This is a genomic window from Acidisarcina polymorpha, assembly GCF_003330725.1.
GTDB classification, from domain to species: Bacteria; Acidobacteriota; Terriglobia; order Terriglobales; family Acidobacteriaceae; genus Acidisarcina; species Acidisarcina polymorpha.
Genome location: NZ_CP030840.1, coordinates 5,407,562 through 5,420,045 on the forward strand (window position 1 = coordinate 5,407,562; position 12,484 = coordinate 5,420,045).

The following is a 12,484-nucleotide window of genomic DNA, read 5'->3' on the forward strand; positions in this document are numbered from 1 at the left end:
TTCGGTTTATTTGAGGGTTTGTATGTACGCCATGAGATTGTGGATATCATCGTCGGTGTATTTCGGGAAGAGATCCACGTGGGCAGTGACGGGCGAGTCGATCGAGTACTTAATGGCGCTGACGGGCCAGGAGCGATAAGTGCCGTTAGCGTCGCGCAAGCCGATCACAAACTCGTCCTGATATTCCAAGATGCCTGAAATTGTCTCTCCACTCGGCAAAGTCACCTTGACCTTGTCTTTGGCGTCCTTTGGATAAAGCATGCGTTCTTCAAGCTGCAGGCCCTGATACCGCGAAGCCACTCCTGCAAGATCGCCAGTCGGGGAGTGGCAAGAGGCGCAATTGGCGCGGAAGTAGGCTCTTCCTGCATCTACATTTCCGGTTTGCAGATCGGCGACATCGACGCCGCGTCTCCCGCCCGGCCGAGTTGCAGCCGCCTTCGCGGTCGAATGAATCCAGCGCACGAGATCGGCCATCTCCGCATCGGAGAAGTTGAACTTGGGCATCTTGTTGTCCGCCCGTCCGTTGCGGACGACGACTGAAATCTTGTCTCCGTTTACATCGTCGGCGACTAACTTCGAACGGGTTAAATCGGGTCCAGACTCACCGCCCCCGGCATCCCGGCCGTGACAGAAGGCGCAATTCTGCTGGTAAAGCGAGCCGCCGTGGTCACTGGTGGCTGCCGCTGCCGAAGCAGAGGGGACCATCGCCGGAGCGGCCGCGACATGACCGTTGGCAGTAGGAGGGGTAAAGGTCGGGTCATGCGCGAGATATTGAAGCAGCGCAGATAGATCGGAGTCCGAAAGTTTGGTAAAAGCGGGCATCTGACCGCGGCCATGACGGACTAGCTCGGTAATTTGCTGCGCATTCAACTGTGCCCCTTTTCCTACCAACGACGGGAATACAGGTGGGTGGCCCTGCATTGTTTCCCCATGACACATCGCGCAATTGCCCTGAAAGACCTTGGCCCCGGCGGAGCTGGCGGAGTCGAGGCCGGTGACCTGCGGACTCGCTGTTGGGTATGCGGAGGCGGCTAGAACCGGCAGGTGCCTGGCTTGAAAAGCGATTGTGCCTGCTGCTGCACTCAGGAGTACGATAGCCCGAAGTCTCTTCACAATTGAACGTCCTGTCCCATAAAGCTGAATAATCAATCCATTTTCGACGAGGAGGATTCAATGACAGCCCAAAATCACTCCGCAGCTTTGTCACGCAATAGACTGCCCTCGTCGCTTGCTGTACAACAAACATCAAGCGCAGCAACTTGGCTATTGGGTCTTCAAATAGGCCACTATATCGTTGATATCGCTAGGGCTTAGTTTGCTACCGAACGGAGGCATCACTCCTTTGCCCTGCTTGATTGTTTCGACGGCCTGCTGAGGGGTGATTACGGGCGGGTCGCTCGTGAAGATGCCATGAAGATTGGGAGGACCAAACGGGGTCGTGTCGCCTGGCTGCTTGTTATGGCAACCGACGCACTGAGTGGTGAATATTGTCTTGCCATGATTGATTTTCGCGCTGCTGGCGGGTTTCTCGGCGGCTGCCGCTCCAGCTCTGCCAGCCAACACTGCTCCTGAAACGGGAATCAGGACAGTCAGAATCGATGCGGCGAGTCTAGAGGTTGAGTTCCGGCGAACTAGGCGGCTCCATGGGCGAAACGGATGGCTCAAGTGTTGGATTTCCCCTTTTGATGATCGTGCGCGGTCAGTCTATGAGGCTCGTAGAATCCCTCATTCATTTTGCGTTCCATACTAACAGAAGGCCGAAACCCGTTCATCGTGGTAGCCCCCAGCTCGAGATCGCGGACTAGAAGAAGGCTCTAATCGCCGATCTGCCATTTTGTCCGAATAGTCTCAAAAGGAGCCTGCTAGAGCATGCGTTACGCCGACGTCATCACCCGTTCTAGATCAAGATCATGGGCGCTTTCGCTAACGCGATCGTGAAGGATTTACACTCGATCGAGCAAAATTCATTGTTTTTGTGAGTCATTTCCGCTACCCTTTACGAGTAATACTTCACTTATTAGATAAGATATTCTTTCTCTACTTGGCGTCGCCGCTTGGCGATCTTTCGACCGCTTCCCTCGACCTTGAAGCAGCCGCTTACTCCGAATAAATACCGCAATCATCTGTTTTCATACGCATCAGGCGTATTACCAGCAAGGAGGATTATCGATGGGCGCTGTCACTACCGGTCTTGTAGGCAAGGCATTCTCGGCTAATTATCAGGGGGCATCCCCTTATCCGCACATTGTTCTCAAGGACTTCTTTGACGCAAAGACAGTTCAAGAGGTAGCCGAAGAAGTTAAGAGTTTCGACTTCTTTGATGGAGAGAAGGATTTCTACGGCGCGAAGAAGAAACGGTATTGCGGAAGTTACGATAAGTTTCCGCCAAAGACAAAGGCGTTCATCGATTACTGCAATAGTCAGCCATTCATGACCTTTCTCGAAGAGATGACTGGGGAGCATGGTTTGGTCGCCGATCCTTACTTTGAGGGAGGGGGCATCCACAGCTTAAAGTCGGGAGGGTTTCTGAAGGTACACGCCGACTTCAACTGGCACAAGAGACTCAATCTTTATCGCCGGTTGAATCTTCTGGTTTATCTCAACAGCGGCTGGCAGGATTCCTGGGGCGGGCACCTCGAGCTATGGAAGACCGACATGTCTGGCATGGCCGCGAAGGTGGCGCCGGCGCTGGGTACTGCTGTCGTCTTCACCACGGACGATCAGAGTTTTCATGGCCACCCCGACGCAATGACCTGTCCGGAAACTGTGACTCGCGATTCGATCGCACTTTATTACTACAGTGAGAAGCGCCCGCAAGATGCGGATCGTACCATTCGCGACACCACCGATTACCGGGCCCGCGGAGTGATGGACGCAAAGACGATGGTGGAAAAAAGCAAAGAAAAGCTGAAGGCTCTGTTGGGCCGGAAGTAGGCCAATTACGGGGTTGAGCAGGCTGCCGTTCACCGGAATCGTTTTTCCTCATTGAGAGGAAAGCTTCGATCAGGATTTCATTAGAGCAAAGGACCGTGGCTCGAATGCGCGAACCCGACTCGCTCCCCCTTTTCCCACTGGAGAAGGCCTGTAGAAGGGCTTTTCCGCATGTGAGACGATTCTCACTTCTCCTCTAAAACTCATCCCACGGAAGCGAAGACTGAACGACGGGACGAAAGCTTCTGCGATGCTGAACGCACGGGCCATGCTGAAGCAGGGCGGACAGGTGCTCCGGCGTCGCGTAGCCTTTGTGGGATGCCAGCCCATAGGCGGGATAGTCGCGATCCATTTCGCACATAAGCCGGTCCCGATGCACCTTAGCCACCACTGAAGCGGCGGCAATCGAGATACTTAGGGAATCCCCATAAATAATACTGGTCTGCGCACAGGCCAGGTCCAGGCGCATGGCATCGATGAGGAGATGATCGGGCGCAGGCGAGAGACGGCCTACTGCCCCAGTCATGGCAATCCGAGTCGCCTGATAGATGTTGACGCGATCGATGACCTCGGCACAAACCTCCTCGACTGCCACGGCGATCGCGAGCTGATGAACGATCTCGGCGTAACGCTCCCGCTCTTCCGGCAAGAGCTGCTTAGAGTCGCGCAAGCCTTCGATACGGCAGCGATCAGGAAGGATGACGGCAGCGGCCACGACCGGACCAAACAGAGATCCGCGTCCAACTTCATCGACGCCGGCGATGGCGCGGGCTCCAGAGCTGCGCGCCGCGCACTCATAGCTATCGTCACAAATGAGCGTACGAAGCATACGCAGCTTGCGGGTGGCTGCCGATACCTGTTCTTCGGGCGGATCTTGAACGGAATAATTCCGATCTGAGACAGTCCGGGAGGTCGTTTTGCTTCTGGGCATTGCTATTGCTGAGTGTAATACCTAAGAGCGCCGGGCTCGTCACGCAGGAATTCCTGGAATTCCACTTGCGGACGCTAAATTTCCACACTTTCAGCCAGCACAGAAAGGCCCCAGCGATATCGCCACCGGGGCCGTCCTGAATTGGATCTAAACAGAGTGAAGGCGATGGAGCCTACTGCCGCTCAACTTCCTTGAGACGGGCTGCCTTGCCGCGCAATCCGCGCAGGTAGAAGAGCTTGGCACGGCGGACCTTGGCCGAACGAATTTTTTCGACCTTGTCGATGACCTTGGCGTTAAAAGGGAAAATACGCTCAACGCCCTGACCGAAGCTGATCTTGCGCACCGTGAAACTGCCCTGTGCGCCGCGCTTCAGGGCGATCACAATACCTTCGAACGCCTGGAGACGTTCCTTGTCGCCCTCTTTGATTTTGACTTGAACGCGAATGGTGTCGCCGGGCACGAAATCCGGATGGTCGGTGCGATTTAATTTCTCGGCGAGCCGCTGCATTACGGGATGGATAGACATGATTCGTTCCTAACAGTTCTAATGACAATTCCAGACTGGTTCCAAACCTTTATTTTACACGGAAGACGACAGTTTGCGGCTTCTAATCAACCATCGGCATCAGCGTCGTCGGCGACCGCATAAGCAAATCAACGCGAAGTGCGCAGGGTATGAAGAAACCTTTTGTCTTGCTCGCTTAGCTCTGCATTTTCTAGCAGATCTGGACGATTCCTAAACGTCTTCTCGATGGCCCGTTCACGCCGCCAGCGCCGAATCTGTTCATGGTTGCCGCCACTCAACACTTCAGGGACGGTGAGACCGCGAAATTCGGAAGGGCGTGTGTAATGGGGATAATCCAACAAGCCGCCTGCGCCGTGGGTCGAGCGAGGGGTGGAATTGTGGAAGAGTGGGTCGTCTCCGCGACCAGCTTCTGTGAGGTCTGCGTCGGAGCTGCCAAAGCTTTCGAACTGGTTCGAAGCGTCGTTCCCGAGCACACCGGGCAAGAGCCTCATGGTCGCGTCGATGATGACTGCCGCGCCCAACTCCCCGCCGGAGAGGACGTAGTCGCCGATTGAGAGCTCGCGATCCGCTAGTAGTTCGTTCACGCGCTCGTCCACCCCTTCGTAACGTCCGCAGATCAAGATGATGTGGTCGAGTCGGGCAAGTTCACGGGCAGTCTCCTGAGTGAACTTCCTGCCTTGGGCGGAGAGCAGGACCACCGATTCGCGGCGAGCATCGCGTTGATCTTTAGGGGCGACCCCTAGGCTTTCGAGGGCCTCGGCGAGCGGCTCTGGTTTCAGGACCATACCTTCGCCCCCGCCAAAAGGCCGGCCATCGACAGTTCGATGCCGGTCGTGAGTGAACTCACGTAGGTCATGGGCCTTCACAGCGACCAGGCCGCCAGCAATGGCGCGCTTGACGACGCCATGTTCGAAGATGCCGGCGAAGATTCCCGGAAAAATGGTGATGATGTCGAAGCGCATAGAAGTGTCGTGTTCAGGCTGAGGAGACGGGTGTTGCAATAACGTCCTGACGATTACTCCGCGCTTTCTGGCGGTTCGCCTTCCGGCTGTTTTTTGACAGACGGCGCGTTCAAATCGAGCAGACCTTCGGGCAATTCCATGGAGACGCTCTTGGCAGCAACATCGACTATCGGCCGATAGGCTTTGACGAATGGCACGAGGACTTCTCCTCCTGCAGGCGTTTCGACGACTAACAAGGACGTTGGACCCGACTCACGATCAACATTGGCGATTTTGCCCACAACCAAATCGGAGAGGGAATCGACAAGCTTGCAATTAAGCAGATCACTGATGTAGACGGCTCCATCTTCGAGCGGTGCGCGCTCGTGCTTGGGAATGGCAACATCCAGACCGCGAAGCGTCTCGGCGTCGTTTATCGATTCGATCCCAATCAGCTTGAGGACGATCCGACCCTGATGGAGCCAGTGGTTTTCGAGTTCGACGGCTCGCGGTTCTCCTTTGGGGGGTAGCAGAAAGAGTCGTTTCCGCTCAGAGAACCGTTCCGGAAAATCCGTTAACAGGTCGGCGAGAACCTCGCCATGACGTCCTTGCGGCCGAACAATCTTCGCCACTACTACCCAATCATCTTCTGGAAGCAACGCATTCAAAATTCTGAATCCCTAAACCGGCCTTCCTTTGAGGGGCGAACCATCACTTCTGAGATGAACTGGGTACATCCTCGAGGATGTCGAGCGTGTAGCGATGATGCTGCTTCATGCTGACTGCTCCGAGGATGGTACGCATAGAGCGGGCGGTGCGCCCTTGCTTTCCGATGACCTTGCCTATATCGGAGGGCGCGACCCGCAAACGCAGGACGCTACTCTCCTCGTGCCGTTGAATCTCAACTTCGACCGCTTCTGGTTCATCCACAAGGGCGCGGGCAATCTCTGCTACCAGGTCGCGCATTGGGTCTTGTTGCCCTTCCGTCATTCACTTACCTCCCAGTCAGCGCTGCCGGAGAGCGGGCGGATGTCCTCTCCGCGCTGCCGGTCAACACCGAAACTGCAGTGAACAATATGAACTACTTACCGTGCACTCCGTCAAGCGGTCATTTAGGGAAGGTTGCACAATGATCGACTTGCCGATGGTTTATCTGTCTAAATAGGGAAATCAGACTGCGGAAAAACCAAGAAACTATTGTTCTCAGGCAGCGACGGGCGCTGAAACCGGATACTTAGCCAGCAACTTGCCGACACGCTCGGAGAGCTGGGCACCCTGGCCGACCCAGTGTTCGATCCGCTCGCGCTTGAGATCCACAGTCGCGGGATTGGTCCGCGGATTGTAGGTCCCGACAATCTCCAGCGAGCGGCCATTGCGGGCCAGACGCTTTTCAATCACCACAACTCGGTAGTACGGCTGCTTACGGGCGCCGAAGCGCGCAAGACGAATCATCAACACAATCAAAATCCTCTCAGAACCTAGTACTGGATTGTTTGGGAGACAGGCACGAGTGCGGAACAAACCGCAGGCATCCCAGCCTTTAAGTATGCGGGAACGGGAGCGTTTCGGCAAGTGCCAGGCCTCGGCAGCTGGACAAACAGATTTTGGAGAAGGTCAAGCATTACGGTTGGTCAAGTCCGCGAAATTTGAGCATGGGTTGAATGTTGGGAGCGCTCCCAAGCCATGCTTCGTACATCTTTGCGAGGTCTTCAGTATTTCCCCGGGACAGGACCATCTGCCGGAAGCGGTCACCATTGGCGCGGGTGAGGCCGCCGTGATCCTGAAACCACTGGAAGGCATCGTCATCCAACATTTCCGCCCAGAGGTAGGCATAATAGCCCGCCGCATAGCCGCCACCCCAGATGTGGGAGAAGTAGCTGGAACGATAGCGCGGGGGCACGTAGCTGAGGAGTAACTTGGTTTTTTCGAGTGCTTCCTGCTCAAAAGCATCCGGCTTCTGGAGAGGAGCGGTCACGGGGAGGGTATGCCATTGCATATCGAGCTCCGCGGCTGCCAGGAGTTCGGTTAGGGCGTAACCCTGGTTAAAGGTGGCCGCTTTCTTGATCTTGGCAGTCAGCTCAGGGGGGATGGGAGCTCCGGTCTTGTAATCCTTGGCGAAATGATCAAAGACCGCCGGATAGGTCGCCCAATGCTCGTTGAACTGCGACGGGAATTCTACAAAGTCCCGCGCCACGGAAGTTCCCGAGAGCGTCGGATATTGGCTCGCAGCAAACATGCCGTGCAGGGCGTGGCCGAACTCGTGGAACATGGTCGTGACATCGCTGAAGCTGATAAGCGCTGGCTGCCCTTCGGCGGGTTTGGGCAAGTTGGCGACGTTATAAACAACGGGCAGGGTGCCGAGCAGCTTCGACTGATCGACGAAGCTGCTCATCCAGGCGCCACCGTTTTTGTTATCGCGCTTGTAGTAGTCGCAGTAGAAGAGCGCCAGCGGCTTGCCATCGGCCTCATAGACCTCGAAGACGCGCACATCCGGCTGATAAACAGGCAGATCGTGGCGCTCTTTGAAAGTGATGCCGTAGAGCTGGTTTGCGGCATAGAAGACGCCATTTTGGAGCACGTTATTGAGTTCAAAGTATGGCTTTACCTGGGATTCGTCGAGGTCATATCTGGCCTTCCGGACTTGTTCCGCGTAGAAGTTCCAATCCCACGGGTGCAAGTGAAAGGCGCCTTCGCCCGCATCGCCTCGCTGTGACGCAATCAATGCCTGAATGTCTCTCGCTTCGCGAGCCGCCTTAGCGGTCGCAGCAGGCACCAGGTCGTTCATGAACTTCAACGCGGCCTCAGGGGTCTTGGCCATTTGATCTTCAAGCTTCCAGGCGGCAAAATTTGGGTATCCGAGCAACTCGGCTTTGCGGGCCCGAAGCTGGGCGAGACGGGCGATGGTGTCGCGGGTGTCATTTTCGCCGCCGCGTTCGGCCCGCTCCCATGAGTTTTCAAAAAGCGCATTGCGAGTGGCTCCGTTGCTAAGCTGAGTCAGCGCTGGTTGCTGGGTGGTGTTTTGCAGCGGGATGACCCAGCCATCCTGGTTTCGTGACTTCGCAGCTTGCGCGGCGGAAGCGATTTGCGCATCGCTCAGTCCCGCCAGGTTTTCCTTATCGGTGGTCGCGTACGCCCCCGCCTTGGTCGCGGCGAGAAGTTTGTTTTTAAAGTCGTTGGAGAGTTTGGCGCCTTCTTCGTTCAGCTTTTTTAGTTCGGCCTTCTTTTCGTCGGAGAGGTTGGCTCCGGCATGTACAAAGTCCTGATAATACTTCTCGACCAGCCGCTTTGATTCCGGGTCGAGTTTCAGGCTGTCCCGCTGCCGGTAGATAGCCGAGACCCGCTCGAAAAGCTTGGCATCGAGGTAGATCGAGTCGTGGAGCGCGGCAAGCTTGGGAGTCTCCTCTTCTTCGATCTTCTGCAGCGCGGGATTGGTGTTGGCGCCGGAGACCCCTTCAAAGACGGGAAGGACGCGTTGCAGCAATTGGCCCGCCTTTTCCATCGCGACGAGCGTGTTGTCGAAGGTCGGAGCCGCGGAATCGTTGGCGATTGCGTGCATCTCTTTCAGCTGCTCGGCGATTCCCGCTTCAATGGCAGGCTGGTAGTCGCTGTCCTTAATCTTGTCGAAAGGCGGCGCTTGAAACGGCAAGGTGCTAGGCGCGTAAAAAGGATTCCCCTGGTCGAAGGGAGTGGCTGGAGGATTGGCGGCGACGGCGATAAACGAGATGGACATTGGTATCAGGGTAATCCAGCGGGGGAAGTTCATGTTTCTGCGGTCCTCGACGGCGAGCCGGTCATCGGCCTGGTTGAAATAAAAAGCCTGACCACAGAGTACACGGAGCCCGGAATAGTTCCGGCGTCTGATTTCGCCGAACCTGCCTTTCGGCAACGTTGCCTGTGGCTGCTTCAATCCTGTCTACTGGACAGCAAATGTTACGTGCTGCTTCTATTGCCGGGCTGTTAACTTTATTGCTGGCTTTGCCTGGGCATTCTTGCGGGCAGACGACCTATGGATTAACCCCCAAGGGGAAAGCAGTGACCCGGCTCGATGCGGGAGCTGGCTTAAGGCCGGTGGCGGCGGTGGTGTTGTTTTTCATTGCTACGGATTGCCCGATCTCGAACCGGTATTCTCCCGAACTGCGACGGCTCGCGGCGGAGTTTGCCGGGAGGCCGATAGCATTCTGGCTCGTCTATCCGAATGCCGGGGAGACCGGCGAAGGTGTGCTTCGCCATCGTGCATCGTTTGGTGGTTCTGTAGACCCGTTCCAAGGTCATGTTTTGCTCCATCCCAGCGCGGAGTTGATGGCCATAACCCACGCGACGATTACGCCGCAGGCCATGGTCCTGGTTCCAGAAAAAGCTGGCGCGAAGTTGAAACTTGTCTATAGCGGCCGGATCGACGACCGCTACCTGGACATTGGCAGGGAAAGACCGCAAGCCACTCGCCATGACCTGGAACTGGCGATTCGGGCGGTCCTCGATGATCAACCTGTGTCGCCTGCGGGTGGGCCTCCAGTGGGGTGCGGAATAATCAGCGAAGCGATGCTGCATGGGGGAGCAGGGAAGTGAGACCGCTCTTCAGGCGGATTGTCTTCATGACTGCAATCGTGGGATTGGGAGTATTTTTGTTTGGAACCCACGCCGTAGAAACAAGATCCTTCGATGATCTCGCGGCCCGTTGTGGAACATTTGGCTTCTTTCCTCTCAGTCAAGCCAACAGATGGCTCAAATGGGGCGCCAAGGGTTTCTTCGTAAACCCAACCCACATCTCAAGCGGGAATTGTGTGGCACCCGCCTTTGGAGGAATCGGGTTGTCCGTGCAAGCGTCGGAGGCTCCAGTGACTTATTCAAAGCAGATTGCGCCAATCTTGTATAAGAACTGCTCCGGCTGCCATCATCCCGGAGGGTCTGGACCATTTAGTCTGCTTTCGTATCAGGATGCGGCGCGTTGGGGCACGGTGATCGCGCGGGTGACGCAGTCGCGGTATATGCCTCCTTGGCTGCCGGAGCCGGGATATGGCGAATTTGCCGATAACCGCCGCCTGCCGGATGCAGACGTGGCGTTGATCAAGCGGTGGGTCAACTCGGGAATGCCGCAGGGTGATATTGTCGATGCTCCGAAGCCGCCTATCTTCACCAGTGATTGGCAGCTTGGGCCGCCCGATCTGATCCTGCATTCCGATTCGGCGATGACCGTGCCTGCCTCGGGAACAGACCTCTTCCACAACTTCATCCTGCCGGTGCCGATTTCTGAGACGAAGTACATTCGCGCGATGGAGATCAAGCCAGGATCGCCGCAAGTGGTGCATCACGCGAATGTCTTGATCGACCGGACGGCAGCGCTGCGGCGCGCTCATCCTGCCGACTGGAAGCAGGGAATCGCGGGGATGGAGATCACGGTGCCGTCGGGAGACAGCTTCGATCCAGATAGCCATTTTCTTTTCTGGAAGCCGGATTCGGAAGCGCTGGTTGAGCCGGAGGGGATGCCGTGGCGGCTTGATCCAGGAAACGATCTTGTCCTGAATATGCATTTGAAACCGACGGGCAAGCCGGAGGCAGTGAGCGCGACGGTCGGCCTCTACTTCGCCGACAAACCGGCGACGGCGCGGCCGATGCTGCTGCAGCTGGAGCATGACGATGCACTGAACATACCGGCAGGGGATGCCGACTTTGTTGTCGAGGACCAGCTGAAGCTCCCGGCCGATGTCGATGCGCTTGGCATCTATCCGCATGCGCATTACCTGGGCAAGCGGATGGAAGGTTTCGCGATCCTGCCCAGCGGCGAAAAGAAATGGCTGATCCTGATTCCTGACTGGGACATCGACCGGCAGTCGGTCTATCGTTTTGCCAGGCCAATTTTTCTTCCAAAAGGTACGGTGCTGCATATGCGGTACACGTATGACAATTCTGCGGCAAATGTTCGCAACCCGAATAGCCCGCCGATTCGGGTGAAGGCAGGGAATCGTTCGGTGGATGAGATGGGGCATATGTGGCTGCAGGTACTGCCTCGACCCTTGAGAGACTCGGAACGGGACACGCGCGAGCTGCTGGAGAAGGCGTGGATGGAAGACCGTCTGCGCAAGGACCCAAACGATCACACGGCGCTTTACAACCTGGCTTCGGTCGAGATGAATGACGGCGATTTCAAAGCCGCGGCTGCGCTCTATCAGAAAGCGCTGGAGCGCAATTCCAACGACGCTCTCACGCTAACGGCCTTGGCGGCGGCGCTCGATTCGGCTGGAGGTTGGCAGCAGGCTCGGGCCGAGTATGAGAAGGCATTGGCGGTCGATCCCGACGATGCCAACGCGCGCTTCGATCTCGGTCAGCTAGAGCTTCGGCACGAGGATTACCCCGCTGCGGAGAAGGAGTTTCGTCAGCTGCTGGCGACGAATCCCAAAGACCCAGGCGCTCATGCAGCCTTAGGCGCGGTGTTGGTGCAGACGCAGCGCGAGGCCGGGGCGCGGCAAGAGTTGGAGGCGGCGCTGGCGCTCGACGCGCACAATTTCGACGCGCTCTACAACCTTGCCGGGCTCGAAGCGGGTGCGCAGAACTTTGCCCGAGCGACCGAATTGCTGCAGACGGCGCTCCAGCAGAAAGATGATCCTGATTCCCGTCAGCTGCTGGCAGCGGTCTATGCGCAGTCGGGGAAGTTAGCGGACGCACAGCGGGAGTTTGAGGCGCTGCAGAAGTTGCGGCCGAAGGATGCCGCGCCGCATCTGGCCCTGGCTAAGGTGTATGCGCAGATGGGCGAGATGCAGAAGGCGATCCGCGAACAACAGGCGGCGCTTGAGATCGAGCCAACAGATCCAGGGAACTGGAATGACCTGGGCGTCCTGCATGTTCATGCCGGGGACAAGGCCGCGGCCAAGGCAGATTTTGAGCGGGCGCTGCAGCTCGATCCAGGGAACGAGGCGGCTCGGGGGAATTTGGACCGGTTGTGATTCGGTTCGACGCTGCCTCTGAAGTGCGAGTGCGTTGACACTTAAGAAGACAGAAGTAGGTACCCCATTTGAAATGGGTCTTCCCCACCCTGCCGGGCCTTCAGGATATCTGCGAACAGGACTTGTCGGGCCTTTGCTGCTTCCACTCAAGCCGGAAAACGGCTTGAAGAGGGCGCCGTCGCCCGTCCTGATGAACGAAGAATCTGTCTTGGGCTTG

At 56.8% G+C, this 12,484-nt stretch carries 12 protein-coding genes; 3 read left to right on the forward strand and 9 right to left on the reverse strand.

Features of this window, described 5'->3' with window-relative positions; genetic code table 11:
- Positions 1-6: 6 nt before the first annotated feature.
- Both ACPOL_RS22985 and ACPOL_RS22990 read right to left on the reverse strand, forming a co-directional pair.
- A complete protein-coding gene (locus tag ACPOL_RS22985) occupies positions 7-1,113 on the reverse strand; it encodes a c-type cytochrome (protein ID WP_236656970.1) in 1,107 nt (368 codons plus the stop codon).
- Between the two features lie 150 nt (positions 1,114-1,263).
- Positions 1,264-1,560: a c-type cytochrome gene (locus ACPOL_RS22990; protein WP_161557527.1), complete on the reverse strand. Its 297-nt coding sequence runs from the start codon at positions 1,558-1,560 to the stop codon at positions 1,264-1,266.
- A 609-nt stretch (positions 1,561-2,169) separates the two neighbouring features.
- On the opposite strand from ACPOL_RS22990, the gene ACPOL_RS22995 reads away from it, so the two are divergent.
- Positions 2,170-2,934, forward strand: coding sequence for a 2OG-Fe(II) oxygenase (locus ACPOL_RS22995; RefSeq protein WP_114209128.1), 765 nt, complete (start codon positions 2,170-2,172; stop codon positions 2,932-2,934).
- A gap of 193 nt (positions 2,935-3,127) precedes the next feature.
- On the opposite strand, the gene ACPOL_RS23000 is transcribed toward ACPOL_RS22995, so the two are convergent.
- The 7 genes from ACPOL_RS23000 to dcp all read right to left on the reverse strand — a co-directional run bounded on the left by ACPOL_RS23000 (position 3,128) and on the right by dcp (position 9,236).
- Positions 3,128-3,862, reverse strand: coding sequence for a ribonuclease HII (locus ACPOL_RS23000; protein ID WP_114209129.1), 735 nt, complete (start codon positions 3,860-3,862; stop codon positions 3,128-3,130).
- A gap of 172 nt (positions 3,863-4,034) precedes the next feature.
- Entirely contained in the window at positions 4,035-4,388 is a 354-nt protein-coding gene (gene rplS / locus ACPOL_RS23005) for a 50S ribosomal protein L19 (RefSeq protein ID WP_114209130.1), read from the reverse strand.
- Positions 4,389-4,516: 128 nt separating this feature from the next.
- Positions 4,517-5,350, reverse strand: coding sequence for a tRNA (guanosine(37)-N1)-methyltransferase TrmD (trmD, locus tag ACPOL_RS23010; RefSeq protein ID WP_114209131.1), 834 nt, complete (start codon positions 5,348-5,350; stop codon positions 4,517-4,519).
- A 53-nt stretch (positions 5,351-5,403) separates the two neighbouring features.
- A complete protein-coding gene (gene rimM / locus ACPOL_RS23015) occupies positions 5,404-5,961 on the reverse strand; it encodes a ribosome maturation factor RimM (protein WP_236656971.1) in 558 nt (185 codons plus the stop codon).
- A 79-nt stretch (positions 5,962-6,040) separates the two neighbouring features.
- On the reverse strand, positions 6,041-6,319 hold the full coding sequence (locus tag ACPOL_RS23020; protein ID WP_201758937.1) for a KH domain-containing protein: 279 nt from the start codon (positions 6,317-6,319) through the stop codon (positions 6,041-6,043).
- Positions 6,320-6,532: 213 nt separating this feature from the next.
- On the reverse strand, positions 6,533-6,781 hold the full coding sequence (gene rpsP / locus ACPOL_RS23025) for a 30S ribosomal protein S16 (protein ID WP_114210994.1): 249 nt from the start codon (positions 6,779-6,781) through the stop codon (positions 6,533-6,535).
- A gap of 169 nt (positions 6,782-6,950) precedes the next feature.
- Complete coding sequence (gene dcp, locus ACPOL_RS23030; RefSeq protein WP_236656972.1) at positions 6,951-9,236, reverse strand: peptidyl-dipeptidase Dcp; 2,286 nt, start codon at positions 9,234-9,236, stop codon at positions 6,951-6,953.
- Between the two features lie 20 nt (positions 9,237-9,256).
- On the opposite strand from dcp, the gene ACPOL_RS23035 reads away from it, so the two are divergent.
- On the forward strand, positions 9,257-9,895 hold the full coding sequence (locus ACPOL_RS23035; protein WP_150133107.1) for a thioredoxin domain-containing protein: 639 nt from the start codon (positions 9,257-9,259) through the stop codon (positions 9,893-9,895).
- Positions 9,896-10,164: 269 nt separating this feature from the next.
- Positions 10,165-12,267, forward strand: coding sequence for a tetratricopeptide repeat protein (locus ACPOL_RS23040; protein WP_161557528.1), 2,103 nt, complete (start codon positions 10,165-10,167; stop codon positions 12,265-12,267).
- Positions 12,268-12,484 lie beyond the last annotated feature (217 nt).